We start from the raw sequence: 24,853 nt of genomic DNA on the forward strand, positions 1-24,853 counted from the left end.
CGGAATGACCCGTTCCGGGAAGAGCTCGCACGAAGGGTCTGCGGCCGTGGCGTGCCCCTTGTGTGGATGCGATCACCAAGTGGTGACGGCGGATTCACGCTTCCCGCCGACCTGGGGCCAAACGCCCAGCTCAAGGCGGCTGTTGATTGGAAGGCGGCGTCGGCCCCGTGCTTTGATCCCACCGCGCCGCAGGTCCCGCCGGCTCCGTCCGGGCGCCGGTGGACGGCGGTGCGATTCCCCCCTATGAAGGTCCTTACGAAGGGAAGTTCCTCATGAACTTCGTCCCCCAGGTCGAGACCGCCGAGATCTCCGACGCCGAGCTGGACAACGTCTCCGGCGGCCTCGTCGGCGAGACCCTCGGCGCCGTGACCGGCATCGTGGACGGCATCGTGCCGGTCTCCGGCATCCTGAACACCGCTGTCGGCACGCTCGAGGGCGCCACCGGCCTGAACACCGCCCCGATCACCGGCCTGGTCAACGGCCTCTGATCGCACCCGGTGCAGCGGAGTCCCGGAGCCGCCCCGCGGCTCCGGGACTCCCGGCGTTCCGTCCCGGTCCCCGCACGGGGGCCGGTTCCGTACAGGCGAAAGAAGTTCCGTGCAGTTCCGCCAGCAGGCCCTCGACAAGCTGCGGTCACCGGAGGATCTCGAGCTCCCCGCCCGGCTCGCCCGCCCGCAGGGCTGGCTGGTGCTCTCGGTGACCCTGGTCGTGATGGCCGCCGCCTCCGTGTGGGCGGTGACCGGATCGGTCGTCACCACGGTCGGCGCGCCGGCCGTGCTCTCCCACGGGCGGGGAAGCTACGTCCTGCAGAGCCCCGTCACCGGTCAGGTGACCGAGGTGCTCGCCCAGGAGGGCGACCGGCTCGGTGCCTCGGCGCCGGTCCTCGAGGTCCGCACGGCCGAGGGCGACGCCCTGGTGCGGACGGTCGAGGCCGGCCGGGTCACCGCCCTCGCCGTGAACGTCGGGGCGGTCCTGCAGACCGGCGCCGACGTGGCCGCGGTCGAGAAGGTCACCGACGCCGGTGCCCCGCTCCGCGCCACCGTCTACGTGCCGGCGGACAAGGCCGCCGAGGTCCGTGAGGGCGACCGGGTGGACCTGACCGTGCAGACCGCCCCCGCCTCCCGGTACGGGGTGCTGCGCGGCACGGTGACGTCGGTGGAACGGCGTGCCCGGTCCGCGCGGGCCATCGCCTCCTTCCTGGGCGACGCGCAGCTCGCCGCGCGGCTGACCGAGGACGGCGCGCCCGTCGCCGTCACCGTGGCGCTCACCCGCTCGTCCTCGACGAGGAGCGGGTACGCGTGGTCCACCGAGGACGGTCCGCCCTTCCGGCTCGACTCCATGACCCAGGCCACCGCCTCCGTCCGCGTCGCCGACCAGCATCCCGTCGATTGGCTCCTGCCGTGACCGCCCCGACCCGGGACATCCCGCCGCCGCCCGTCCGCGGCCGTCGCCGGGCCGCCCCGGAGAAGAAGAAGCCCCCGGTCCGCCGGTCCCGCCGCCGTACCGTGCGCACCCCGACCGTGCTGCAGATGGAGGCCGTCGAGTGCGGCGCCGCCGCGCTCGCCATGGTGCTCGGCCACCACGGCCGCCATGTGCCGCTCGAGGAGCTGCGCATCGCCTGCGGCGTCTCCCGTGACGGCTCGCGGGCCGGCAACCTGCTGAAGGCGGCGCGGAGTTACGGCATGACCGCCAAGGGCATGCAGATGGACACCGCCGCCCTCGCCGAGGTGGCGGCCCCGGCGATCCTGTTCTGGGAGTTCAACCACTACGTCGTCCTCGACGGCGTGGGACGGCGCTTCGGCCGGCGCGGGGTGTACGTCAACGACCCCGCCAAGGGCCGGCGCTTCGTGCCCATGGAGGACTTCGACACCAGCTTCACCGGCGTGGTGCTGGTGATGGAGCCCGGCCCGGACTTCCGGCGGGGCGGTCGCCGTCCGGGGGCGCTCGGCGCGCTGCCCGCCCGGCTGCGCGGCACCGCGGGGGCGCTGCCGGCCGCGGTGCTGGCGAGCCTGCTGCTGGTGCTGGTCGGCGCGGCCGTCCCGGCGCTCGGCCGGACCTACATCGACACCTTCCTCATCGGCGGGCAGACCTCGCTGCTGGGCGTGCTGTTCACGTCGATGGGGGCCTGCGTGCTCCTCACCGGGGTGCTGACCTGGCTCCAGCAGGGCAACCTGCTGCGCGGGCGGATCATCTCCTCCACGCTCTCCAGCGCCCGGTTCCTGCGCCATCTGCTGCGCCTTCCGGTCACCTTCTTCTCCCAGCGCGGCCCCGCCGACCTGGTGCAGCGGCTGGAGTCCAACGACTCGGTGGCCGAGACCCTCTCGCGGGACCTCGCCTCCGCGGGCGTGGACGCGGTGGTCGTGGTGCTCTACGCGGTGCTCCTCCACACCTACGACCCGCAGCTGACCGCCGTCGGCATCGGGGTGGCCCTGCTCAACGTGGTCGCCATGCGCGTGGTCGTCCGGCTGCGGGCCACCCGCACCGCCAAGCTGCGCGCCGACTCCGCCCGGCTCACCAACACCGCCTACACCGGGCTCCAGCTCATCGAGACCATGAAGGCGACCGGCGGCGAGGACGGCTACTTCCGCAGGTGGGCCGGGCAGCACGCCATCACCCTGGAGGAGCAGCAGCGCCTGGGCGTCCCCACCGCCTGGCTCGGGGTGGTGGCGCCGACGCTCGCCACCCTCAACAGCGCCCTGATCCTCTGGATCGGCGGCCTGCGCGCGGTGGAGGGCCACATCACGGTGGGCCTCCTGGTGGCCTTCCAAGCGCTGGTCACCCGCTTCACCGCCCCGCTGACCCGGCTCAACGGGGTGGCCGGACGGATCCAGGACTTCGCCGCCGACGTGGCCCGGCTGAAGGACGTGGAGAACTTCGAGCCCGATCCGCTGCACTCCCGTGGCGGCGAGGACTCCACCCGCCGCCTGCGCGGACACGTGGAGCTGCGGAACGTCACCTTCGGCTACAGCCCGCTCGACAAGCCGCTGCTCGCCGGGTTCGACCTGACGGTCGGCCCGGGCCGGCAGGTCGCCCTGGTGGGCGGGTCCGGCAGCGGGAAGTCGACGGTGGCGCGGCTGCTGTCGGGTCTGTACAGCCCGTGGGAGGGCGTGATCCGGATCGACGGGCAGCGGCTGGAGGACATCCCGCGCGGGGCGCTGGCCGCCTCGGTGTCCTTCGTCGACCAGGACGTCTTCCTCTTCGAGGGCACGGTCCGCGACAACGTCGCGCTGTGGGACCCGTCCGTCCCCGACGAGGCGGTGGTCGACGCCCTGAAGGACGCCGCGCTGTACGACGTGGTGATGCGCCGCCCCGGCGGCATCCACAGCCCGGTCGAGCAGGACGGCCGGAACTTCTCCGGCGGGCAGCGGCAGCGGCTGGAGATCGCCCGCGCCCTGGCCCGCCGCCCCAGCATCCTGGTCCTCGACGAGGTGACCAGCGCGCTGGACGCCGAGACGGAGCTGGTCGTGATGGACAACCTGCGCCGCCGCGGCTGTGCCTGCGTGGTCATCGCCCACCGGCTCAGCACGGTCCGGGACAGCGACGAGATCGTGGTGCTCCAGCACGGCGTGATCGTGGAGCGCGGCACGCACCCCCAGCTGGTGGCCGCGGGCGGGGCCTACGCACAACTGGTCAGGGAGCGGTAGATGACGTCCGTGCACGACGGGGACCACGCCTTCCGGGACACCGGTCTCGCGGCGCTCGACGGCCTGGGCACCCCCGTGGACTGCTCGGGCCCCCGGCTGGACCTGGAGGGTCCGCAGGTGCTGTGGCTGGTCGACGCGGGAGCGCTGGACCTGTTCGCGGTGGACGCGGCGGGGCAGGGCCACTGGCACCACCTGGGACGGCTGGAGGCGGGCTCGCTGCTGCTCGGCCCGGTCTCCGGCCCTCAGCACACGCTGGTGGCGAGGCCGCTGCGGGACTGCGCGGTGCGCCGGATCCAGCTGCGCGAGCTGTACCAGCCGGTCACCGAGCAGACCTGGACGTACGACGAGTACGGCAATCCGCTCCACCTGAGCCCGGGGTACTCCGCCGCCGACGCGGGCCCGCTGGAGCACGCCCTGGCCCTCGGTGTGGGACGGGGCCTGTCGGTGCTCTTCCAGGCGCCGATGGCGGCGGTCTTCACCGCCGAGTTCACCGAGGGCTTCTCCACCGAGCCGGGCTTCCAGCAGGCCGCGGAGCACCTGGCGCGCAAGGCCGACGAGGACGTCTTCTGGATGCACGTCCCGCCCGGCAGCGTCGCCCCCGGCTCCCTCTACGGCGCGGAGGCCGCCGCCGACCTGCTGATGGACCCGTCCCTCTGGCAGGGCATGGTCGACCGGCAGTTCCGTCTGCTCTCCACGCTGGACCGGTGGATCGAGCAGCTGGAGAGGACCCACGAGAGCCGGGCCGCGGCGGGCATCCGGGCCGGCCAGGAGGCCCGCGACCGGGCCGACCGCACCCTGCTGGCCTCCCTCGGGGGCCGTGCGGGCCGCCGGATTACCGACGTCGACGAGGACGCCACCTGGGCGGCCTGCCGGCTCGTGGCCGGGGCGGCGGGCGTCACGCTGACCGATCCGGCGCGCGGGGCCGCGGGCGCCGAGCGGCTGGACCCGGTGGAGCGGATCGCCGCCGTCTCCCGGGTGCGGACGCGGACCGTGCGGCTGGGCGGGGGCCGCTGGTGGAAGGAGAACGTCGGACCGCTGCTGGGGTTCCGCGCGCTGTCCGGCGCGCCGGTGGCACTGCTGTGGCGGCGCGGGGGCTACGCGGCGGTGCATCCGACCACCGGCCGGGAGACCCGGATCGGCGCGGAGAACGCCGGCGACTACGACACGCGCGCGGTGATGTTCTTCCGCCCCCTGCCCGAGCGGCGCACCACGCCGCTGCGGCTCGCCCGGTTCGTGCTGTCCGGCGCCCGGGGCGACCTGGCCGCGCTGCTGCTCGGCGGTCTGGTGACCGTCGCCGTGGGCGTGACGGTGCCGGTGGTCACCGGCAAGGTGCTGGGCGCGTACGTGCCGCAGGCGCGGACCGACCTGATCGCCCTGGCCTGCACCGCCGTGCTGGTGGCCGCGGTGGTGTCGGCGGTGTTCCTGCTGCTGCAGAACCTCACCATGCTCCGCCTGGAGGGGCGGATCGAGGCCGTGCTCCAGCCCGCGGTGTGGGACCGGCTGCTGCGGCTGCCGGCGAGGTTCTTCACCGAGCGCTCCACCGGCGAGCTGGCCGGCGCGGCGATGGGCATCAGCCGGATCCGGCAGCTCCTGGCGGGCGTGGGCCCGGTGGCGGCCCAGTCGCTGGCCGTCGGCACCGTCAACCTGGGGCTGCTCCTGTGGTACGACGTGACGATGGCGCTGGCCGCGATCGGCCTGCTGCTGGTGCTCGCCGCGGTGTTCCTGGCGCTGGGCCTGTGGCAGGTGCGGTGGCAGCGCCGGCTGGTCCAGCTCACCCACAAGCTCAACAACCAGGCCTTCCAGACGCTGCGCGGCCTGCCCAAGCTGAGGGTGGCGGCGGCCGAGAACTACGCCTACGCCGCCTGGGCCGGCGAGTTCGCGCGCAGCCGCGAGATGCACCGGCGGCTGGGCGGGATCAAGAACCTCAACGCGGTGCTCGGCGCGGTGGCCCTCCCGGTGTGCTCGCTGCTGATGTTCATGCTGCTGGCGGGCCCGGCGCGGGGTTCGATGCCGCCCGCGGACTTCCTCGCCTTCAACACCGCGGTGACGATGCTGCTGGGCTCGGTCACCCAGCTGACCGGCGCGGCGGTCTCGGTGGTGGCGGCGCTCCCGCTGTTCGAGGAGCTGCGCCCGGTGCTGGACGCGGTGCCGGAGGTGCGGGAGGCGAGCACCCCGCCGGGGCGGCTCTCCGGGGCGATCGAGGCGCGGCGGCTGTCGTTCCGCTACTCCGACGACGGGCCGCCGGTCCTCGACGACGTGTCCTTCGAGGTCCGTCCCGGCGAGTTCCTGGCGATCGTCGGCCCGAGCGGCTGCGGCAAGTCGACGCTGCTGAGGCTGCTGATCGGCTTCGAGCGGCCGGCTTCCGGGAGCGTCCTCCACGACGGTCAGGACCTGGCCGCGCTGGACCGGGCGGCGGTGCGGCGGCAGTGCGGGGTGGTGCTGCAGCACGCGCAGCCGTTCACCGGGTCGGTGCTGGACATCATCCGCGGGCACGAGCCGTACACCCCCGAGGAGGTGATGGCGGCGGCGGAGCTGGCCGGGCTGGGCGACGACATCCGGCGGATGCCGATGGGGCTGCACACCCTGGTGGCGGGCAGCGGTTCGCTCTCCGGCGGTCAGCGGCAGCGCCTGATGATCGCCCAGGCGCTGATCCGGCGGCCGCGGATCCTCTTCCTCGACGAGGCCACCAGCGCCCTGGACAACGAGACCCAGCGGCGGGTGATCGAGAGCACCCGGGCGCTGCGGGCCACCCGGGTGGTGATCGCGCACCGGCTGTCCACGGTGATGGACGCCGACCGTGTGATCGTGATGGACGAGGGGCGGGTGGCGCAGATCGGGTCCCCGGCGGAGCTGCTGGCCGACACCGGCGGGCGCCTGCACGAGCTGGTGCGCCGCCAGATGGCGTGGCCGGTGGGTCCGCCGCCGGACGGCGTGGCCGGTGGGTCCGCCGCCGGACGGCGTGGCCGGTCGGGAGGGAGCCTGTTCGCGGCGGTGCCGGGTACCCGCAGGTCCGCCCCCTCCGGGGCGCGACACGCAGACACCTGTGAGACCGAGGAGACGACGGTGAACCACCACAGCGACCGCGACCGCAAGGACGACCCGCCGCGCACCGCGCTGGCCGAGGCCTTCCGCGAGGCCGAGGAGGCCGCCGCCCGAGCGGACGGCCGGAGCAAGGACGGGCAGAAGCACTCCGGGGAGGCCGGCGACGCGACGTCACCGAACCCCGGCGCCCAGGAGCAGGCCCGGCAGGAGCGCTGACCTGGCGATCCGCCCGGGTACCCGGCGTCGCGGCGGGTACCCGGGCCGCATGAGTCACGACCGCGACGATCTTCACGACCGGCACGCACCCGAGCTGCCGTCCCCCCGGGGCCCGCTGTCCGCGGGCGTCCTCGCCCTGCTGCGCGGCGAGGGCCCGCCGCCCCGTACCGCACTCGCCGAGGAGGCCGACCCGTACGGGGACGACCTCCAGCTCGCCCTCTACTGCTGCTACGAACTCCACTACCGCGGCTTCGCCGGGGTGGACCCCGCCCTGGAGTGGGACCCGGACCTGCTGGCCGTGCGCCGGGCGATGGAGAACCGCTTCCTCGGAGCGCTGCGCCGTGACGTGCCGGTGCACGAGGACGTGCGGTCCGCGGTGAAGGAACTTCTGGTGGAGCCGTCGGAGGGCACCGGCGTCAGCTGGTTCCTGCGGGACGAGGGCGAGCTGCGTCACCTGCGGGAGTACGCCGCGATGCGGTCGGTCTACCACCTGAAGGAGGCGGACCCGCACGCCTGGGTGCTGCCCCGGCTGTGGGGACGCGCCAAGGCGGCCATGGTCTCGGTGGAGTTCGACGAGTTCGGCGGCGGCCGCGCCGAGCGGGCGCACGCCAAGCTCTTCGCCGACCTGATGGCGGACCTGGGCCTGGAGACCGCCTACGGCCGCTACCTCGACCCCTCCCCCGCCCCCGCCCTGGCCGTGGTGAACCTGATGTCGCTGCTGGGCCTGCACCGCGCCCTGCGGGGAGCGCTGGTGGGCCACTTCGCGACCGTGGAGATCACCTCCTCGCCGGGGTCGCGGCGCCTGGCGGAGGCCATGCGCCGCACCGGCGCCGGACCGGCCGCCGAGTTCTTCTACGACGAGCACGTCGAGGCGGACGCGGTGCACGAGCAGGTGGTCCGTCACGAGGTGATCGGCGGCCTGCTGGAGGAGGAGCCGCACCTGGAGGCCGACGTCGTGTTCGGAATCGACGCGACGGTGTTCCTGGAGGACCGGCTGGGCGACCACGTCATGGCCTGCTGGCACGGGGACCGCACGGCGCTGCGCTCGCCGCTCGCCGAACCGGTCGGGGCCGCCGCGTGAGCGGGGCGGTGGCCGGCGCCGGCCGCGCGGAGGGACGGAACCGGCCGGGTGACGGTGACCCGGAGTTCGGCCATGCCCCGGCCCGACCTGGGTATTCGGCCCGTGTGAAGCGACCCTTGGTGATCCCCGGCGTGTACGCGCCCCAGGACGACACCCGCCTCCTCCTCGAGGCCCTGGACGACGAACTCCTCTCCCCGGGCGCCCGTGTGCTCGACGTGGGCACCGGTTCGGGCGCCCTGGCCCTGGCGTCCGCCCGGCGTGGCGGCGAGGTCACGGCCGTCGACGTCTCGCGCCGCGCGGTGGCCGGTGTCCGGATCAACGCCCTGCTGCACCGCGTCCGGGTGCGCGCGGTCCGCGGCGACCTGTTCGCACCGGTGCGGGGCCAGGCGTTCGACATGATCACGGCCAATCCCCCGTACGTGCCGACGCCCCCCGGCGGACTGCGCGGGCGCCCGCGCGAGGCGCGGGCGTGGGACGCGGGCGACGACGGCCGACTGGTGGTCGACCGGATCTGCCGGGAGGCCCCGGAGCTGCTGCGCCCGGGCGGTGTCCTGCTGATGGTGCACTCCGCGCTGTGCGGCCCCGCCGCCACCGAGGAGCGGCTGCGGGCGGCCGGGCTCAAGGCGTCCGTGACGCACCGGCGGCAGGTGGCCTTCGGGCCGGTGCTCCGGGAGCGGGTGAACTGGCTGCGTCACCGGGGACTGATCTCCCCGGAGCAGGCCCGTGCCGAGCGCGAGGAACTGGTGGTGGTCCGTGCCGAACGACCCGAGTGAGCAGACCGGCGCTCCGACGTCGGACGGCCGGCCGTCCGACGGGCGGCCGTCGGCCGGGCGGACGCCCGAGGCGCGCCGGATCGTGGTGCCCCGCCGGGGGCCGATGCTGGTCGACGGACCGGTGGAGGTGGAGCTCGAGGACGGCACCGTGGCGTCCTCGGACCGTTTCCGGGTGGCCCTGTGCACCTGCCGGCTGAGCGAGCGCTACCCGTGGTGCGACACCAGCCACCGAAGGCGGCGCTGACCGTGGGCCGCGCCGCCCGTGGGTCACAGCTGCCACTCCCGCAGGCGGTCGGCGGCGGCGTAGACGTCGGCCTTGCCCGTGACCAGGTCGCGGGCGAGGTCGACGAGCGCCCCGTACGGCGGGTCAATGCCGGCGCCGCTGGCGTACATGTAGGCGACCGCGGTGGCGCAGGCGAACCGGGCGTTGGAGGAGGGCAGCGGCCTGAGCACGACGAGCGTGTGCAGCAGGGCCGCGGCGCGCCAGGCGGGGTCGGAGTCGACGCCGAGGCGCGGCGGGTCCACCCGGTGCCGGGCGACGGCGGCCACCAGGGCCGAGAAGTCGCTGATGGTCGGCTGGTCCGGCAGCACCTCCTCGTGGCGCTGCAGCAGCCAGGGCACGTCGATGTGCAGGACGGCGGCCATGGGTCAGGCGGCCCGCCCGGCTCCCCGCAGGGGCGGTTCGTCGTCGGGGAAGGCGGCGGCGAACTCGGCGGCGTGCGCGGTGAAGAAGCGGCGGAACGCCTCGGCGCCCTCCTGGAGCGCCCGGTGACGGGCTATGTCGGCCGCCGCCGCCTCGCGGACCAGGGCCTTCATGGAGGTACCGCGCTCCTTGGCGATCTGCCGCAGGTCCTCGAGCTCGCGGTCGCTGAACTCGACATTGAGTGCTGGCATGGCGCCAAGGTACCGCCGGCCCGTCCGGCCGTAAATATCCGCAGGTCAGGGCGATGGGAACGTCTTTTCGAGCCGGTACCGCGGGGAGGACGGCCGCGGTCCGCCGCGGCTGCCCGCCGCCCGTGCGGCGACCGGCCCGCCGCCCGCCCGGCCCAAGGCGGCGGCACACGCCCGTGTCCGAGCGACTACGCTGGGACCGACGTGACGCGACGGTCACGGAAAGTGCCCGCGATGGAGTGCCGACCATGAGCCCGGTCAATCCGCTCGACGATGCCGCGACGGCACGGGCCGTCGTCGACGACGACGGCGTCGTGCTCGAGTGGAGCGAGGGAGCCACGCGGCTCCTCGGACACACCGCCGGCGACGTGGTGGGTGGCCCGGTCTCGGCGCTGTGCGCCCCGGGGGGCGGCTGCGGCGGCCTTCTCACCGGCGACGCGGCCGCCGAGCAGCGGCTCGTCCTGACGGTCCCGGTGCGCCACCGGGACGGCCGTACCGTGCCGGTGGGCGTGATCGCCCACCGCAGGCCGCCGCGCGACGGCCGGCCGGGCCGCTGGGTCCTCGTCGCCCCGGTCGGCGAGACCTCCCGCCCGCTGCCGCCCAGCGATCCGCTGGCGACGGTGCAACTGGTGCAGTCCCCCTGCGCGATGGCCGTCTTCGACGCGGGCCTGCGCCTGCGCGCGATGAACACCGACATGGCGAGGGTGATGGGCGCCCCCGCCGAACGGCTGCGCGGACTGCGGGTGACCGAGATCGGCGGGCGGGAGGAGCTGGCCGAGGTCGAGCAGACCATGCGCCAGGTCCTGGAGACCGGCAAGAACTACTCGGTGCGGACGTACCTGCCGCAGCTCGGCGGGAGCGGGGTGATCCGCGCCTGGCTGACCAGCATGGCGCCGGTCCGGGACGACGCGGGGACGGTCTGCGGCGTCTCCCTCGCCGCGCACGACTTCACCGAGCAGCTGAGGGCACGCGAGCGCCTGGAGCTGGTCAACGAGGCGAGCACCCGGGTGGGCACCACGCTGGACGTCCGCCGGACCGCGCAGGAGTTCGCGGACGTGCTGGTGCCGGCGCTGGCCGACTTCGTCAGCGTGGACCTGCTCGACCCGGAGCACGGCGGCGACCCGCCCTCCGAGCCGCCCGCGCCGGGGGCGGCGGTGAAGCTCCGCCGGGCGGCCGACCGCTCGGTGCTGGGCCGGGCGGCCGCCTTCCCGGACGTCGGTGAGCTGGACTCCTATCCCGGCACCACCCTGCAGTCCGACGCGCTCAGCCAGGCCAGGACGCTGATCGTCACCGACACCCCGGAGGGCATGGCGCGCCGCTTCGCCTACCGGGACGGCCTGGCCCGCCGGGTGGCGGAGGTCGGGCTGCACTCGGCGCTGGCGGTGCCCCTGCGGGCCCGCGGCATGATCCTCGGCGTGGCCCTGCTGGCCCGCCACCGGCACCAGGAGCGGTTCTCCCGCGACGACGTGCTGCTGGCCGAGGAGGTCGCGGCGACGGCCGCCGTCTGCATCGACAACGCCCGCCGCTACTCGCGGGAGCGGGAGGTGGCGCTGGCGCTCCAGCGGAGCCTGCTGCCGCGCTCGCTGCCGGTCACCGCCGCCCTGCAGGCCGCCTCGCGCTATCTGCCGGCGGCCCGGGCGGGCGGCGTCGGCGGCGACTGGTTCGACATCATCCCGCTCTCCGGCATGCGGGTGGCGATGGTGGTCGGCGACGTGGTGGGCCACGGCGTGCAGGCATCCGCCACCATGGGCCGGCTGCGCACGGCGGTGCGCACCCTGGCCGACATCGACCTGGCCCCCGACGAGCTCCTCACCCATCTGGACGACCTGGTCGTCCGCCTCTCCGAGGAGGCGGGCAACGACGGCAGTCCGGGCGAGGTCGGCGCGACCTGCCTGTACGCGGTCTACGACCCGGTGTCCCGGCGCTGTTCCATGGCCCGCGCGGGCCACCATCCGCCGCTGATCGTCCGCCCGGGCGGCCTGCCCGAGCCGGTCGAGATGCCGGCCGGCCCTCCGCTGGGGGTGGGGGGACTGCCCTTCGAGGTGGCCGACCTCGAACTGCCCGAGGGCACGGTCCTCGCCTTCTACACCGACGGTCTGGTCACGCACCACGGGCAGGACGTCGACACCGGCCGCGCCCGGCTGCAGGAGGCGCTGGCGGAGCCGGCGGAGTCCCTGGACGCCAGTTGCGAGCACATCCTGGCGCGGCTGCTCCCCAAGGGTGACGTGGCCGACGACGTCGCGCTGCTGCTGGCCCGCACCCGCGGCCTGCCCTCGTCCAAGGTGGCGACCTGGGACATCCCCGCCGACCCGGCCCTGGTGGCGGCGATCCGCAAGCAGTCGGTGAAGCAAATCGAGCACTGGGGGCTGGAGGAGGCGACCTTCACCGCCGAACTGGTCGTCAGCGAGCTGGTCACCAACGCCATCCGGTACGGGGCGCGCCCCATCCGGCTGCGACTGATCCACGGCGCCTCCACCCTGATCTGCGAGGTCTCGGACACCAGTCACACCGCCCCGCACCTGCGCCGCGCCCGGACCTTCGACGAGGGCGGCCGCGGTCTGCTGCTGGTGGCCCAGCTGACCCAGCGCTGGGGCACCCGGCACACCCCGGAGGGCAAGACGATCTGGGCCGAACTGGCGCTGCTCGAGGGCGAGTAGCACTACCCGGAGGCGGTCTTTCCGAATCCGGTCGCCCGGAGGACGATGACGGAACATTCATCCGTCACGACGTTCTCCGGGGAGTGTTGACGACCATGGGCCTCTCACGTGCGAAGCGGTACCGCAGCGCTCTGTGGACGGCGGCCGCCCTGCTCCCGGCCCAGCTGCTCCTGGCGGGCTGCCAGGGCGGGGAATCCGGCGCGTCGTCGGCCGGCCCCGCCGCGGCGACCGACTCGGGCCCCGCCACCGCGGCGACCGGCTCGGACCCGGCCGCGCCAACCGGCTCGGACCCCGCCAAGTCGACCGCCTCGGGCCCGGCCGCCGTCACCACCCTGCGGTGCCGCACCTCCGGTCTGTCGGCGTCGGTGGGTCCCGGCGAGGCGGGCGCGGGGCAGCGCGCCTTCTCGGTGGCCCTCACCAACCAGTCGGGCAGGGCCTGCTTCCTGCGCGGATATCCCGGCGCGGCGTTCACGGACGCCGAGGGCGGGCAGCTGGGGCCGGACCCCGCGCGGATCGCCGCCGCGCCGGCGTCCAAGGTCACCCTGGCTCCCGGGGAGAGCGCCTGGGCCGCGCTGTCGTACTCCAACCCGGGGCTCACCGACGCGCGGACCGCCGTCCCGGAGACGCTGCTGGTCACGCCTCCGGACGAGCACGAGCCGCTGAGCGTGCGCTGGGAGGGCGGCAAGGTGCCGGTCTCGGGCAGGACGTCGCTCTCGGTGACGGCGTTCGCCTCGGGGACGGGGCGCTAGACGGGGCGCCGAGCGCAGTCCGGCTGCCCGGCGCCGAGCGCGCCTCGGGGGCCCGCCGTTGGTGCCCCCAGGTGAGAGGGCGGCGTGTCCGGTGCGCGGCGGCGGCCCGGCGGGCACCGGGGGGCCATGCTCGTCGGCGGACCCGACGCCGCTGACCCCCGGAGGAACCGGTGCCGACATCGCCGACCCCGCCGTCCCGTACCCCGCTCACCCGGCGGACCCGTGTCGCGCTGACCGTGGGAGCCGTGGGCCTCACGCTGGCCGCGGTCGTCCGGCCGGGCTCCCCGCCCGCGGACGGCCGAGGGCCCGCCGGCGCGGCGGCGCCCTCGCCGTCCGCCGCGGCAACCGCCCCGGGCGCCGCGGCGCCCGCCCCGGAGACCCTGTGCGCGCCGGCCGGCGTGCTGGAAGGCGCGGGCGGCCGGAGCGCCTCGGTCGCGCTCTGCACCTCCACCGGCGGTCCCTCGCTGGCCCTGTCCGCCCCCGCCGCCTGCACGGCCGGTGGGGAGAAGCACGCCTGCCGCACTTCAGGCACCTGGACCGCCCGCCGCGACGGCCGGGTGGTCGCCCGGGGCGCGCTGCCCGGCTCCGCCGACTACCCCGGCCCGGGGACGTACGAGATCACCGCCGAGGTGCGGGTGCGTTCCACGGCCGGGGGCGGGGACCTGACGGGCGAGGTGAGCGCCCCGCTGACCCTCACCCAGCCGCTGCGGGAGCCGACGCACCGTATCGAGGTGGACCGGGAACGCCTGCGTCCCGGGCGCACCACGGTGCTGACGTACACCGTCCACCGGGACAGCGAGGCGGGCGACGGCAGCGGACGGTTCGGGCTGATCGGCGAGGAGGAGTCCGGCATCCGTCTCACCACCGAGGACCCCCGGTGCGTCAATCCGCTGATCGGCCGCCACCCGTCGAAGAAGCGTCTGGGGCACGCGCTGGACTGCGCGCTCACCGATCTCCAGCCGGGCAACCCCTCCACGGTGGTCGTCCGGGCCACCACCACCGGCACCTGTTCGACCGTCGTGTCGAAGCTGGGGTACTGGATGCCCCAGGACCAGACGTTCCGCACCGGGGGCATGGTGGCCGGGCCCACCGTGACCTGCGCCGGGTGAGGGTGCGCGTTCCGGCCGGGCGTCGCCCGCGGGGGTGATTTCCGGCTGTCCCCGGGATTTCCGCCGGATCGCCACGCATGAAGCCCCGAGGCCGGGGCAGACGCTTGTCGGGTCCCGCCGCGCTCCCCCGTCGTGGCGGGGCCCACCAGTGTTTCCGCCCGCCGCTCGCGCTGCGGATGCCGGGCACCCCCGTTCGCCTCCTCCCCTCCCCTGCCTCCCGCGGGAGCGCCCCGGCCACGGCCCGGCCCCGTTCCCGTCGTCCCGGCACGGTGCCGATCACGAAAAAGGGGGAACGCGTCCCTGGGAGCGGACCTGCCGGTCCGCGGACGGCACCCGGGAAGGCGGACGCAGATGGGCGAGGGCAACGCCGAGTACGGCCGCAAGAAGTTCAAGCGCTCGCGCAGCCACTTCGCGGACCGGATCACGGCCGACGGCGGGGACGGCTGGCCCGTGGAGCCGGGCCGCTACCGGCTGGTGGTCAGCAGGGCCTGCCCGTGGGCGAGCCGCGCGGTGATCTCCCGTCGTCTGCTGGGGCTCGAGGACGCCGTCTCGCTGGCGATCACCGACCCGGTCCAGGACGACCGGAGCTGGCGTTTCACCCTCGATCCGGACGACCGCGACCCGGTACTCGGCATCCGGTTCCTCCACGAGGCCTACGACCGGCGCGAGACGGACTACCCCGGCGGCGTCAGCGTCCCGGCGATCGTCGACGTGCCGAGCGGGAAGCTCGTCACCAACGACTACCAGCAGATCACCCTGGACTTCGCCACCGAGTGGACGGCCCACCACCGGCAGGGGGCGCCGGACCTGTATCCGGAGCCGCTGCGGGCGGAGATCGACGAGGTCATGGAGGGCGTCTACCGGGACGTCAACAACGGGGTGTACCGGGCGGGCTTCGCGACCACGCAGGCCGACTACGAGGAGGCCTGCCGCGCGGTCTTCGACCGGCTGGAGCGGCTCGCCGAGCGGCTGGAGCGTCGGCGCTACCTGGTGGGCGACACCGTCACCGAGGCCGACATCCGCCTCTTCACCACACTCGTGCGTTTCGACCCGGTCTACCACGGTCACTTCAAGTGCAACCTGTGGAAGCTGACGGAGAACCCGGTGCTCTGGGCCTACGCGCGCGACCTGTACCAGACCCCCGGGTTCGGCGACACGGTCGACTTCGACCACATCAAGCGGCACTACTACGTGGTGCATCACGGCATCAACCCCACCCAGGTGGTGCCACTCGGACCGGACCTGTCGGCCTGGCTGACCCCGCACCACCGGGAGCAGCTCGGCGGCCGGCCGTTCGGTGACGGAACGCCCCCCGGCCCGGTGCCGCGGGGCGAGGAGGTTCCCCCGTCGGGAAGGCCCTGACCGGCCCGGCAACCTCGGACACGACCGCGAGAACACTAGGAGAGACCTCTTGGCGACCTACGCGCAGAAGAAGCAGAAGCTGCCCACCGTCTACAAGCCGCTCGGATTCGCGGTCAGCTGGGGCGGTGGACGGCTGGCCACCGCCGCCTTCCAGAAGACGTGGAAGGCCATCAAGCACGAGGACAACGCCCCCGACGCCCTCGACCGGGACCGCCGGTGGGGCGAGATCCTGCTGGCCGCCGCGATCCAGGGCGCCATCTTCGCCGTGGTGCGGGCGGTCATCGACCGCAGCGGCGCCCAGGCGATGGAGCGCAAGACGGGTGTGTGGCCCGAGAGTGCGAAGGGCCAGGGCCGGGACTGACACCGGCCCGCCCGCCCCGCCGCCGGGGCCCCGGGACGCGTCCCGGGGCCCCGGTTGCTTGTCCTCGGGGGCGGGCACCTTCTGCCGGCATGTGATGCCCGAGAGTGATCCGGGTCACATGTTCGAAGGGTATGCGCGTGGGACCGTAAGGGCAGCTTCGAAACGGCTCGCGTTTCAACTTGGCCGATTTGAAACGCAGTTGAGCCCCTTCCGTCCCGAAAGGAACCCCCATGCCTCAGGACGTCACGTTCGACCTCCCCTTCTCCACGCCCGTCAGCCCGCACCTGGAGTACGCCAGGGAGCGGCATCTGCGCTGGGTGCGCGAGCGGGGGCTGGTCCGCAGCGAGGCGGGGTTCGAGGAGTACTGCTCGTGGGACCTGCCGCAGGCGGCGGCGCGCACCTATCCGTACGCCTCGGCCGAGGACATGACCGTCCTGATGAACTGGTTCTCGCTCGCCTTCCTCTTCGACGACCAGTTCGACGCCAACCGGCCCGACCGGGCGGACCGGATAACCGAGGTGGCGCGCGAGCTGATCGTCACCCCGCTGCGCCCCGCCGGGACGGCGCCGCGGGTGGTGTGTCCCATCACCGAGGCGTGGGCGGAGGTCTGGGCACAGCTGTCGCGCGGCATGTCCCTCACCTGGCAGACCCGGTTCGCCGCCTCCTGGGGCAGATTCCTGACCGCCCACTGCGAGGAGGTCGACCTGGCGGCGGCCGGTCTGGAGGGCACGCTCGGCGTGAAGGAGTACGCGGAGTTCCGCCGCCGCACGGTGGGCATCCACCACAGCATCGACGCGGGTGAGCGCAGCCGCGGCTTCGAGGTCCCGGCCCAGGTGCAGGCGCATCCGGTCATGGAGCGGATGCGGGACCTGGCCGCGGACGTCATCGGCTTCATGAACGACATCCACTCCTTCGAGCGGGAACGGCGCCGGGGGGACGGGCACAACCTGATCGCCGTGCTCCGCCGGGAGCACTCCTGCTCGTGGGAGGAGGCCGCCGCCGAGGCGTACCGGATGACCGCGGCCTGCCTGACCGAGTACCTGGCGCTCGAGGCCCGGGTGCCCGCGATGTGCGACGAGCTGGCACTGACGGAGGACGAGCGGCTGCGCACCCGGATGGGTGTCGAGGCCGTGCAGCACTGGATCAACGGCAACTACGAGTGGGCCCTGGTCACCGGCCGCTACGCGGCGGACAAGGACACCCTCGCGGCGGCGGCCGAGCGGGCGGGCCGGGGCTCGGTCGACGACCTGCTGTCGGTGGTCTGATCCGCCGGACCGCCCGGCGTCCGGCACGGCGGACGACTCGGCGGCCGTGGCTCCCCTCCCGCGCGGAGGGGAGCCACGGCCGCCGAGTGGCGCGCGGTCAGCGGACGGGGAACTCCACCGGCAGGCTGTCGAGCTGGGCCACCCACGTGGAGGCGGTCGAGGTCAGCGACGGGGCCGGCACGGCCAGCCGCAGCCCCGGCAGCCGGTGCAGCAGGACGTCGACCGCGATCTCGATGATGGCGTGGCCGATGCCCTGCCCCGGGCACTCGTGAGGGCCGGAACTGAACGCCAGGTGCGAGTGGTTGCCCTCTATCGAGACGCCGCTCGCGGCACGGATCTCCGGGTCGAGGTTGCCGGCCGCGAGCCCGAGCAGCAGCATGTCGCCCTCCTTGACGGAGGCCTCCCCGAGCTGCAGGTCGGCGGTGGCGAAGCGGCCGGGCAGCACGGCGAGCGGCGGGGTGTTCCACATGACCTGCTCCACCACGGCCGACAGCGCGAGTTCCCCGCCGACCAGCGCGGCGAGCCGGGCGTCGTCGGTGAGGATCGCCTGGAGCACCCGGGCCAGCAGGTTGCTGGTGGTGGTGTGCGCGGTGATCAGCACCAGCCGCAGGTGGTGGAGGATCTCCTCCTCGTCGAGCCGGGCCGGGTGCCCGAGCAGTCCGGTGGTGAAGTCGGCGCCCGGCTCCCGCCGCCTGCGCTCGGCGAGCTCGCCGAGGATCGTCATGATCCGGGCGTTGTGCACGAGGGCGTCCGCCCCGCCCTTGATGACGTGGTTGCTGGACTCGGCGAGACTGCGCCCCTCGCTCGCGGCGAGGCCGAACAGCCGGGTGAGCACCAGCATCGGCAGGTACTCGGCGAAGTCGGTCACCAGGTCGGCGCGGCCGAGGCCGGCGAAGGCGTCGATCTGCTTCTCGGCGAAGTGCGCGACGTGGCGGCGGATGCCGCGGCCGGCGACCGCCTGGAGGCTGTCGGTGACCGCGCCGCGCAGCCGGCGGTGCGGCTCGCCGTCCTGGGAGACGCAGTCGGGGCGCCAGCCGACCATCTGCATCACCGGCAGGTCGTCGTCGACGCGTCCTTCCTTCCAGTCCCGCCAGATCCGGGCGTCCCGGCTGAACTGGAGCGGGTTGTCGAGCACCCGCCGGTTCTCCCGGTAGCCCAGCACCAGCCAGGCCGGGACGTCGCCCTCGATCAGGACGGGGGCGACCGTGCCGTGCTGGCGGCGCAGCCGGTCGTAGAGGCCCACCATGTCGTGCGTCGTGTCCGGCCCGTAGAGCCGGGTGGCTCCCCCCTGGGCGACGGGGCAGCCGGTCGCGGCGGCCGGGGCGGTCCGCTCGGTCATCGGGGCTCCAGGGCGAGGGCGCGTGCCTGCAGATGGCGTATGAGGGCGACGAGGACGTCCCGGCCGGCGGTGCGGTCGCGGGCGTCGAAGGCCACGATCGGGATGTCGTCCGGGATGTCCAGGGCGTCGCGGATCTCCTCGACGGGGTGCTCCCGGCTGTCGGGGAAGATGTTCAGCGCTATGACGAAGGGGACGTCCTGGCGCTCCATCTCCTCTATGGCGCGGAAGCTGGAGGCGAGCCGGCGGGTGTCGACCAGGACCACCGCTCCCAGGGCGCCCTTGAAGAGCCCGTTCCAGAGGAACCAGAAGCGCTCCTGGCCGGGGGTGCCGAACAGGTAGAGCACCAGCTGGTCGTTGATCGCGATCTTGCCGAAGTCCAGGCTCACGGTGGTCTGCTGCTTGTCCGTGACGCCGGCCAGGTGGTCCACGTCGGCGCTGGCCTCGGTGAGGGTCTCCTCGGTGGTGAGCGGGCGGATGTCGCTCACCGACCGGACCATCGTGGTCTTCCCGGTGCCGAAGCCGCCGGCGATCATGACCTTCACCGAGCGGGTGCCGTCCGCCGCCGTGGTCCGGCCGGTGGGGTCAAAGCCTTTGAAGTCCACTGAGTACCTCCTCAAGGAGCGCGAGGTCGGGCCCGAGTCCGGCGGCGTTCGCCGGGACGGGGTCACGGGTTTCCACGCGTCCTGCTTCGAGCAGATCGGCCAGGAGCACCGCGATGATGTTGAAGGGCAGTCCCAGGTGGGCGCCGAGCTCCGCCACCGACAGCGGCTCGCGGCAGCGGCGGAGGATCTCCTCGTGCTCGTGCTGCAGTCCGGGCTGCGGCGACGGCTGGGGTCCCGTGCGGGAGACCACCAGGGTCGCCACGTCCAGGGTCGCGGCCGGGCCGGCCGGTTTGCTGCGGCCTCCGGTGAGGACGTAGTAGCGCTCGAGCCCGGTCGGGTCGGTGGGCCGGCGGGGAGCACTCATCCAGAGTGCTCCTCCAGCCGGGGAGTGGTGCCGAGCAGCTCACCCATCCTCCGGGCCAGGTCCCGCATCTGATGGCCGAGCAGGCCCTGGTCGAGCCCTTCCTTGGCGAGCACGCCGAGGTAGGTCTCCTGGCCGGCCCGGACGACGAACAGGTGGCCTCCGTCGACCTCGATCATGGCCAGCCGGAGCTGGCCGGCCGCCGACGGGAACTGCTCGGCGACGGGCTGGGCGAGCGCCTGGAGGCCGGCGACCACGGCGGCGAAGCGGTCCACGTCGTCCGGGTCCTCGGCGCCGTAGGAGGTGATGGCCTTGCCGTCGCTGGAGGCCACCAGGGTGAAGCGGATCTCCGGGATGCTCTCCGCGAGGTCGCGGAGAGCCCAGCTGACATCGGTTCCCTGCTGCGTCGTCATGCGGACCAGTCGCTCTCTTCCGTACGGGGCTCGGTGGACTCGGCGTCGTCGGCGGCCGCCCGGGGGGCCGGGGCGCCGACGTCACGGCCGGCGGTGGCGAAGGCGGCGAGGCCGGCGAACGAGGCGTCGGGCGGCACGTCGGGGACGTGGCCGGCCTGCCGCGCCGGGGTCGCGGCGGGCGTCCGGTCGCGCGCGGGTTCCGGCTGCCCGGCGGGAGCGCTCCGCCGGATGCTGCGGCGGCGGGGCAGGCCTCCCGGGGTGGACTCGCCGGTGAACCCGGCCTCGTCGTCCGCGTCGTGCCCGGCCTCGGCCTGGGACGGGACACCGGGGAGGCCGCCCGTGGCGGCGGACCGCTCGGTGGTGGTGGCGGCGGGCGCCGCGGGCAGCGGGCTGAAGTACTTGTGCGGCACGACCACGACCACCGAGGTGCCCAGCCAGGGCGAGTCCGCGAAGGTGACCCGGATGCCGTACCGGCGGGCCAGGGTGCCCACGACCCGCAGGCCGAGGTGGGCGTCCTCGGAGAGGCCGCCGAGCCCCGAGCCGGCCGGCAGACCGGCCAGCGACCGCTCCGCCTCCCGCTTCTTCTCCTCGCTCAGGCCCTTGCCGGCGTCCTGGATCTCGATGCCGACGCCGTTGGGGACCTCCTTGCCGGAGACGATCACCGGCTCGCTGGGCGGGGAGTAGCGCGCCGCGTTGTCGAGGAGGTGCGCGAAGATCAGCGTCAGGTGGTCCACCAGGCCGCCGTCGACGCCGAGTTCGGGGAGCTGACGGACCTCCACGCGGTGGAAGTCCTTGATCCGTCCGATGCCGCCGCGGACCACGCCGAGCAGGCGCTGGGGCTCCTGCCACTGGCGGCCGGGGCGGGCCGAGCCGCCCAGCACGCCGATGGAGGCGGCCAGACAGTCCGCGGGACCGATCTGCTGGTCGAGTTCCATCAGCCCCTGGGCGACCGAGGGGTGACGGCCGTGCTCGCCCTGGAGTTCGTGCAGCCGGACGCGGAGCCTGCTGGTCAGGACGTGGATGCGGTTGCCGAGGCTGATGACGGCCTGCTCGGCGGAGGTCGAGCGGTCGAGCTCCTCCTCCACGCCGATCAGGGCGAGGCGCAGCACCTTGCGCAGTTCGGCCCGCACCTCGGGGGTGACGTCCTGCTCGGCGTCGATCAGCGGCAGGAGGTCCTCCACCGCCTCGCCGTCGCGCAGGCGCTTGAGCGCGTGGGGAAGGTGCTGGTCGGCGAAGCGGGCGACGACGGCCAGGTCGCGCTCCCGGGTGGCGATCCACGCCTGGTCGCGCTCGGCGAGGCGCCGCTCGAGGGCGTCACGCTCGGCGGTCAGGCGGCTCTCCGCCTGGGTGCGGAGGGTGGCGAGTTCGCCCTCCAGGCCGGCGGCGCGCTGCCGCCAGCGGCGCTCGGTCTCCTGGGTCTCGGCCCGGAACTCCTCGCGGGACCGCCGGAGCCGGTCCTGGGACTTGAGCAGGAGCCGGACGCACACGGCTCCAGCGGCGGTGGCCGCGGCGCCCGCGGGGGTGGTGACGACGGGTTCCGGGCTCAGGAAGGCGGAGGCGACCGTACCGGAGCCCAGCGCCAGGGGCATGAGCCACCAGCTGTACCGGGCGACGGAGGGCCTGCCCGGTGGTGTGGCGAGATCCATCTGCATCCTTCGGGACGACACGTCGGAGCGACAGGCGGACGGGTGGGGAGTCGGAAGGCGGGACTGGCGGACGGGTGGACGGGGAACGCGGCGAGGGCGCCCCGGGGGACACGCGGCGGACCGTGCCGCAGGCCGCCCCTCCGGCACCGCGGGCAGCAGGGCCCGCAGGCGCTCACGGCAGGGGGATGGCGGTGCGTGACGGGTCCAACTCGCAGCGCTCCGGGGGAGCTTAGCCGGAATTCGGCCCGCCGGATCACGTCCCCGGGATTCGGCCGGGAATATTCCATCGGGATGGTCCAGGGGGCGCTGCCCTCCACCGCCGCACGCCGCCGCCGCACGCCGTGCGCCCCTGCGCGCGCGGTGGCAGGCTGGATCCCATGAGTGGCTCGAAGACGATGCGTGCGGTCCGGCAGGACGCGACCGGTGGCCCTGACGTGCTGCGGGAGGTGGAGACGGAGCGGCCTTCACCCCGGCCGGGAGAGGTGCTGATCCGGGTGCGGACGGCAGGCGTGAACCCCACGGACTGGAAGCACCGGGCCGGTCTCGGGTTCCTCGGGGCCCCGCCGTTCGTGCTGGGGTGGGACGTGTGCGGCACGGTCGTGGAGACCGGATACGGCGTCACAATCCACCGTTCGGGTGACGAGGTGTTCGGGATGTTGCCATACCCCTTCGGACATGGTTCCCATGCCGAGTACGTGGTGGGGCCGGCCCGTGCCTTCGTGACCCGCCCGGAGGGCGTGGACGTGCTGCAGGCGGGCGCGCTCCCGCTGGTGTCGCTGACGGCCTGGCAGGCCCTGGTCGACACGGCGATGCTGGGGCCCGGGCAGCGGGTGCTGGTGCACGCGGCGGCCGGCGGCGTCGGCCATGTGGCGGTGCAGATCGCCAAGTCCCGGGGTGCGTACGTCATCGGCACGGCCAGCTCCGGGAAGCACGGCTTCCTGCGCGATCTGGGCGCGGACGAGCAGATCGACTACCGGGAGACCGACGTCGCCGAGGCGGTCTCCGGCGTGGACGTCGTGCTGGAGACGATCGGCGGCGAGCACGCCCGGGAGTCGCTGCGCGCGCTCCGGCCCGGGGGCACCCTGGTGTCCCTGCTCCCGCTTCCGCAGGACCTGCCCGCCGAGGCGGAGCGGCTCGGCGTGCGGACGGCGGTGATGCTGGTCGAGGACGACCAGGCGGGGATGCGGGCGGTGGCGGACCTGGCGGCCACCGGCCGGCTGCGGGCCACGATCGCGGAGACCTTCCCGCTGGCGGAGGCGGCCAGGGCGCACGCGGCGGGAGAGACGGGGCGCACCACGGGCAAGCTGCTGCTCACCGTGGACTGAGGCCGCCGCGGCGGTTCGCCCCGGTTCTCCGGAGTGTCCCGGATGGGGCCGGTCCTCACAGAAGCCTTACAGCCAAAGACCGGACATATGTCAATCGACCATGCTGGAATTCACTCCATCGGGGTAACTTCCTTTCCGAGCAAGGGAGTTGGGCGGACCCGAGCAGGCTGCGGCCGGATGGAGGCGATCTCGTCGTGCGGCAGGAACCCGCGCCCCCGACCCGGCATCTGCGCGTCCGCGAGCACCGGGGGCGCACCGTCCTGGAGTTCCACGGCGAGATCGACGTCCTCACCGCCCAGGAGATCCGTCCGCATCTGGACACCGTGACGGGCCGTCCGCGCCCCGACGTCGTCATCGACCTGACGCCCGTGGAGTTCTTCGACTGCTCGGGCCTGCGGCTGCTGTACCGGGCCCGGTCGCGGGTGCTGGACCGCGGCGGGGAGCTGCGCCTGGTGTGCGCCGACCGCATGGTGCTGAGGATCCTGCGGATCACCGGGCTCCACGCCCTGGTGCCCCCGGCGGCCGACCTGGAGGAGGCCCTGCGCGCGCCGGGGGCGCGGGCCGCCACCGGCGCCTCCTGACGGCCTCCGCACGGCCTCCTCGCCCCCTCCCCCGCCCCCCTTCCGCCACGCCGGTCCCCACCGTCGCCGGAGGGCTCTCCTCCGGCCGATTCGCCTGTCTGAGGCGGCGGATGACGGGAAGAGGACTGCTGGAAAGGGGGAGCCGAGATGACGACGAAGGGCACGGGCACCGCGCGCAGGCCGCGGGTGCGGACATGGGTCGGGGCCCTGCTGCTGGTGCTGCTGGCGCTGGCCGCCGGGATCAAGCTGAGCGGGATCCCCGGTCCCGGCGACTGGTTCGGGACCGACACGCACGACCGCTCCGGTCCGGCGCTGCTGGAGTCCGTCCAGGACATCAGCCGCTACGACGCCGCGACCGGGAACTTCCAGGTCGTGGTGGACCTGGAGAAGGACACCAGGTTCCTGCCCGACGCGATCCGCGGCACCCGCACCCTGTACGTGGGCGCGGGCACCGTCGACGCCTACGTGGACCTGGGCAAGGTCGGCGGGAAGGACGTCACGGTGAACGAGGACCGCACCGAGGCGACCCTCCGCCTGCCGCACGCCGAGCTGGGCAGGCCGGCCCTCGACCCGGAGCGGTCCTACGCGGTCTCCAAGCAGCGGGGTGTGCTGGACCGCCTGGGCGACATCTTCTCGGACAACCCCAACAGCGAGCAGGCCGTGCAGAAGCTCGCCGTCGAGCACATCGGGGACGCCGCGAAGGAGAGTGAATTGACCGAACGTGCAGAGGAGAACACCACCGGGATGCTGAAGGGACTGCTGCGCTCGCTGGGCTTCGAGAAGGTGACGGTCACCTATGGCGACTGAACGCGCCGCCTCCGGCGCCCCCGTGGCCCGCCCGCTGCCCTGGCCGCTGCGCGCGCTGGCCGTGCTGGTCGGCTTCGCCCTGCTGGTCGGGTTCTCGATCCTGCTGGCCCGGCTGACGCTCAACCCGTCGCCCGCCTCCGCGGACCTGACGCACAGCAACCTGCGTCCCGGTGACTCGCTGCGGACGTACTTCACCACCTACGAGCCGCTGCAGGCGGTCAAGCAGGTCGCCGGGAACGTCCTGCTGGGCGTCCCCTTCGGACTGCTGGTGCCGGTGGTGGCCCCGGCGGCCCGCGGCCTGCTGAGGATCCTGGCGCTCACCGCGGTGGTGATGCTCTGCGTGGAGCTGGTCCAGGGGTCCCTGGTGACCGGACGGGCCTTCGACATCGACGACGTGATCATGAACACCACCGGGGCGCTGCTCGGGTACCTGTTGCTGGGCCGCAGGCTGGGCCGGGCGGTGCACGCCCGGCGGACCCGGCGGCCGGCCGTGTAGCCCGGAGCGACGGGTGGGGCCGCAACGCCCCGGGGTGGCCTAGGTCGTGTCCGCAAAGTCAGGGGAGCCAGAGTCGTAGGCAGGCGATGGTGACCATGGCTTCGTAGTGCCGGGCGCGTTTGTCGTAGCGGGT

Annotated in this window: 23 protein-coding genes and 1 pseudogene; 17 read left to right on the top strand and 7 right to left on the bottom strand. The window is 74.1% G+C overall.

What is annotated here, in order from left to right; translation table 11 throughout:
* Positions 1-272: 272 nt before the first annotated feature.
* From ACWD3O_RS24015 to ACWD3O_RS24045, 7 genes and pseudogenes are all read left to right on the top strand, one after another.
* On the top strand, positions 273-488 hold the full coding sequence (locus ACWD3O_RS24015; protein ID WP_451410143.1) for a type A2 lantipeptide: 216 nt from the start codon (positions 273-275) through the stop codon (positions 486-488).
* 109 nt (positions 489-597) lie between these two features.
* The gene (locus ACWD3O_RS24020) at positions 598-1,404 is read left to right on the top strand and encodes an HlyD family efflux transporter periplasmic adaptor subunit (RefSeq protein ID WP_451410142.1); all 807 of its coding nucleotides are present in this window, start codon (positions 598-600) and stop codon (positions 1,402-1,404) included.
* A complete protein-coding gene (locus ACWD3O_RS24025) occupies positions 1,401-3,644 on the top strand; it encodes an NHLP family bacteriocin export ABC transporter peptidase/permease/ATPase subunit (protein WP_451417305.1) in 2,244 nt (747 codons plus the stop codon). Before ACWD3O_RS24020 ends, ACWD3O_RS24025 begins: the two co-directional genes overlap by 4 nt.
* Positions 3,645-6,548, top strand: a pseudogene (locus tag ACWD3O_RS24030) (NHLP bacteriocin export ABC transporter permease/ATPase subunit); the annotation flags it as partial.
* Between the two features lie 403 nt (positions 6,549-6,951).
* On the top strand, positions 6,952-7,983 hold the full coding sequence (locus ACWD3O_RS24035) for an iron-containing redox enzyme family protein (protein ID WP_451410138.1): 1,032 nt from the start codon (positions 6,952-6,954) through the stop codon (positions 7,981-7,983).
* Positions 7,984-8,087: 104 nt separating this feature from the next.
* Positions 8,088-8,756: a HemK2/MTQ2 family protein methyltransferase gene (locus ACWD3O_RS24040; protein WP_451417306.1), complete on the top strand. Its 669-nt coding sequence runs from the start codon at positions 8,088-8,090 to the stop codon at positions 8,754-8,756.
* Positions 8,737-9,000: a CDGSH iron-sulfur domain-containing protein gene (locus tag ACWD3O_RS24045; protein WP_451417307.1), complete on the top strand. Its 264-nt coding sequence runs from the start codon at positions 8,737-8,739 to the stop codon at positions 8,998-9,000. The genes ACWD3O_RS24040 and ACWD3O_RS24045 overlap by 20 nt, the downstream gene beginning before the upstream one ends.
* A gap of 23 nt (positions 9,001-9,023) precedes the next feature.
* Here ACWD3O_RS24045 and ACWD3O_RS24050 read toward each other — a convergent pair whose 3' ends face one another.
* Both ACWD3O_RS24050 and ACWD3O_RS24055 read right to left on the bottom strand, forming a co-directional pair.
* Complete coding sequence (locus tag ACWD3O_RS24050) at positions 9,024-9,401, bottom strand: toxin Doc (protein WP_451410135.1); 378 nt, start codon at positions 9,399-9,401, stop codon at positions 9,024-9,026.
* 3 nt (positions 9,402-9,404) lie between these two features.
* The gene (locus ACWD3O_RS24055; RefSeq protein WP_356133188.1) at positions 9,405-9,650 is read right to left on the bottom strand and encodes a hypothetical protein; all 246 of its coding nucleotides are present in this window, start codon (positions 9,648-9,650) and stop codon (positions 9,405-9,407) included.
* A 245-nt stretch (positions 9,651-9,895) separates the two neighbouring features.
* Between ACWD3O_RS24055 and ACWD3O_RS24060 the strand changes: the two genes are divergently transcribed.
* The 6 genes from ACWD3O_RS24060 to ACWD3O_RS24085 all read left to right on the top strand — a co-directional run bounded on the left by ACWD3O_RS24060 (position 9,896) and on the right by ACWD3O_RS24085 (position 17,150).
* Positions 9,896-12,304 carry a SpoIIE family protein phosphatase gene (locus ACWD3O_RS24060; RefSeq protein WP_451417308.1) on the top strand — a complete coding sequence of 803 codons (2,409 nt, stop codon included), beginning with the start codon at positions 9,896-9,898 and terminating at the stop codon, positions 12,302-12,304.
* Positions 12,305-12,399: 95 nt separating this feature from the next.
* Positions 12,400-13,053, top strand: a complete 654-nt coding sequence (locus tag ACWD3O_RS24065) for a DUF4232 domain-containing protein (protein ID WP_451417309.1) — start codon at positions 12,400-12,402, stop codon at positions 13,051-13,053.
* Between the two features lie 170 nt (positions 13,054-13,223).
* A complete protein-coding gene (locus ACWD3O_RS24070; RefSeq protein WP_451417310.1) occupies positions 13,224-14,162 on the top strand; it encodes a hypothetical protein in 939 nt (312 codons plus the stop codon).
* Between the two features lie 351 nt (positions 14,163-14,513).
* Complete coding sequence (locus tag ACWD3O_RS24075; protein ID WP_451410131.1) at positions 14,514-15,524, top strand: glutathione S-transferase family protein; 1,011 nt, start codon at positions 14,514-14,516, stop codon at positions 15,522-15,524.
* 49 nt (positions 15,525-15,573) lie between these two features.
* Positions 15,574-15,885, top strand: a complete 312-nt coding sequence (locus tag ACWD3O_RS24080; protein WP_451410130.1) for a DUF4235 domain-containing protein — start codon at positions 15,574-15,576, stop codon at positions 15,883-15,885.
* A 230-nt stretch (positions 15,886-16,115) separates the two neighbouring features.
* On the top strand, positions 16,116-17,150 hold the full coding sequence (locus ACWD3O_RS24085) for a 7-epi-alpha-eudesmol synthase (protein ID WP_451417311.1): 1,035 nt from the start codon (positions 16,116-16,118) through the stop codon (positions 17,148-17,150).
* A 97-nt stretch (positions 17,151-17,247) separates the two neighbouring features.
* Here ACWD3O_RS24085 and ACWD3O_RS24090 read toward each other — a convergent pair whose 3' ends face one another.
* From ACWD3O_RS24090 to ACWD3O_RS24110, 5 genes are read right to left on the bottom strand one after another with little or no spacing between them, the layout of a single operon-like run.
* Positions 17,248-18,489, bottom strand: a complete 1,242-nt coding sequence (locus ACWD3O_RS24090) for a cytochrome P450 (protein WP_451417312.1) — start codon at positions 18,487-18,489, stop codon at positions 17,248-17,250.
* Complete coding sequence (locus ACWD3O_RS24095; RefSeq protein ID WP_451410127.1) at positions 18,486-19,091, bottom strand: GTP-binding protein; 606 nt, start codon at positions 19,089-19,091, stop codon at positions 18,486-18,488. Before ACWD3O_RS24095 ends, ACWD3O_RS24090 begins: the two co-directional genes overlap by 4 nt.
* Positions 19,072-19,455, bottom strand: a complete 384-nt coding sequence (locus tag ACWD3O_RS24100; RefSeq protein WP_451417313.1) for a DUF742 domain-containing protein — start codon at positions 19,453-19,455, stop codon at positions 19,072-19,074. Before ACWD3O_RS24100 ends, ACWD3O_RS24095 begins: the two co-directional genes overlap by 20 nt.
* Positions 19,452-19,865, bottom strand: a complete 414-nt coding sequence (locus ACWD3O_RS24105; RefSeq protein ID WP_451410125.1) for a roadblock/LC7 domain-containing protein — start codon at positions 19,863-19,865, stop codon at positions 19,452-19,454. Before ACWD3O_RS24105 ends, ACWD3O_RS24100 begins: the two co-directional genes overlap by 4 nt.
* Positions 19,862-21,511 (bottom strand): ATP-binding protein, encoded by a 1,650-nt coding sequence (locus tag ACWD3O_RS24110; RefSeq protein WP_451417314.1) that lies wholly within the window; start codon positions 21,509-21,511, stop codon positions 19,862-19,864. The genes ACWD3O_RS24105 and ACWD3O_RS24110 overlap by 4 nt, the downstream gene beginning before the upstream one ends.
* A 377-nt stretch (positions 21,512-21,888) precedes the next feature.
* Here ACWD3O_RS24110 and ACWD3O_RS24115 point away from each other — a divergent pair, with 377 nt between their 5' ends.
* From ACWD3O_RS24115 to ACWD3O_RS24130, 4 genes are all read left to right on the top strand, one after another.
* Positions 21,889-22,836, top strand: coding sequence for an NADP-dependent oxidoreductase (locus tag ACWD3O_RS24115; RefSeq protein ID WP_451417315.1), 948 nt, complete (start codon positions 21,889-21,891; stop codon positions 22,834-22,836).
* A gap of 194 nt (positions 22,837-23,030) precedes the next feature.
* A complete protein-coding gene (locus tag ACWD3O_RS24120; protein WP_451410122.1) occupies positions 23,031-23,417 on the top strand; it encodes an anti-sigma factor antagonist in 387 nt (128 codons plus the stop codon).
* 147 nt (positions 23,418-23,564) lie between these two features.
* A complete protein-coding gene (locus tag ACWD3O_RS24125) occupies positions 23,565-24,224 on the top strand; it encodes a DUF4230 domain-containing protein (protein ID WP_451410121.1) in 660 nt (219 codons plus the stop codon).
* Positions 24,214-24,720: a VanZ family protein gene (locus ACWD3O_RS24130; RefSeq protein WP_451410120.1), complete on the top strand. Its 507-nt coding sequence runs from the start codon at positions 24,214-24,216 to the stop codon at positions 24,718-24,720. The genes ACWD3O_RS24125 and ACWD3O_RS24130 overlap by 11 nt, the downstream gene beginning before the upstream one ends.
* Positions 24,721-24,853 lie beyond the last annotated feature (133 nt).

It is taken from the genome of Streptomyces sp. NPDC002640 (genome assembly GCF_053592575.1).

Coding starts and splice junctions, on each gene's coding strand:
- ACWD3O_RS24015 (WP_451410143.1), top strand. CDS start 273: ATGAACTTCGTCCCCCAGGTCGAGACCGCCGAGATCTCCGACGCCGAG.
- ACWD3O_RS24125 (WP_451410121.1), top strand. CDS start 23,565: ATGACGACGAAGGGCACGGGCACCGCGCGCAGGCCGCGGGTGCGGACA.
- ACWD3O_RS24065 (WP_451417309.1), top strand. CDS start 12,400: ATGGGCCTCTCACGTGCGAAGCGGTACCGCAGCGCTCTGTGGACGGCG.
- ACWD3O_RS24100 (WP_451417313.1), bottom strand. CDS start 19,455: ATGAGTGCTCCCCGCCGGCCCACCGACCCGACCGGGCTCGAGCGCTAC.
- ACWD3O_RS24035 (WP_451410138.1), top strand. CDS start 6,952: ATGAGTCACGACCGCGACGATCTTCACGACCGGCACGCACCCGAGCTG.
- ACWD3O_RS24090 (WP_451417312.1), bottom strand. CDS start 18,489: ATGACCGAGCGGACCGCCCCGGCCGCCGCGACCGGCTGCCCCGTCGCC.
- ACWD3O_RS24110 (WP_451417314.1), bottom strand. CDS start 21,511: ATGGATCTCGCCACACCACCGGGCAGGCCCTCCGTCGCCCGGTACAGC.
- ACWD3O_RS24085 (WP_451417311.1), top strand. CDS start 16,116: ATGCCTCAGGACGTCACGTTCGACCTCCCCTTCTCCACGCCCGTCAGC.
- ACWD3O_RS24115 (WP_451417315.1), top strand. CDS start 21,889: ATGAGTGGCTCGAAGACGATGCGTGCGGTCCGGCAGGACGCGACCGGT.
- ACWD3O_RS24050 (WP_451410135.1), bottom strand. CDS start 9,401: ATGGCCGCCGTCCTGCACATCGACGTGCCCTGGCTGCTGCAGCGCCAC.
- ACWD3O_RS24060 (WP_451417308.1), top strand. CDS start 9,896: ATGAGCCCGGTCAATCCGCTCGACGATGCCGCGACGGCACGGGCCGTC.
- ACWD3O_RS24130 (WP_451410120.1), top strand. CDS start 24,214: ATGGCGACTGAACGCGCCGCCTCCGGCGCCCCCGTGGCCCGCCCGCTG.
- ACWD3O_RS24055 (WP_356133188.1), bottom strand. CDS start 9,650: ATGCCAGCACTCAATGTCGAGTTCAGCGACCGCGAGCTCGAGGACCTG.
- ACWD3O_RS24105 (WP_451410125.1), bottom strand. CDS start 19,865: ATGACGACGCAGCAGGGAACCGATGTCAGCTGGGCTCTCCGCGACCTC.
- ACWD3O_RS24075 (WP_451410131.1), top strand. CDS start 14,514: ATGGGCGAGGGCAACGCCGAGTACGGCCGCAAGAAGTTCAAGCGCTCG.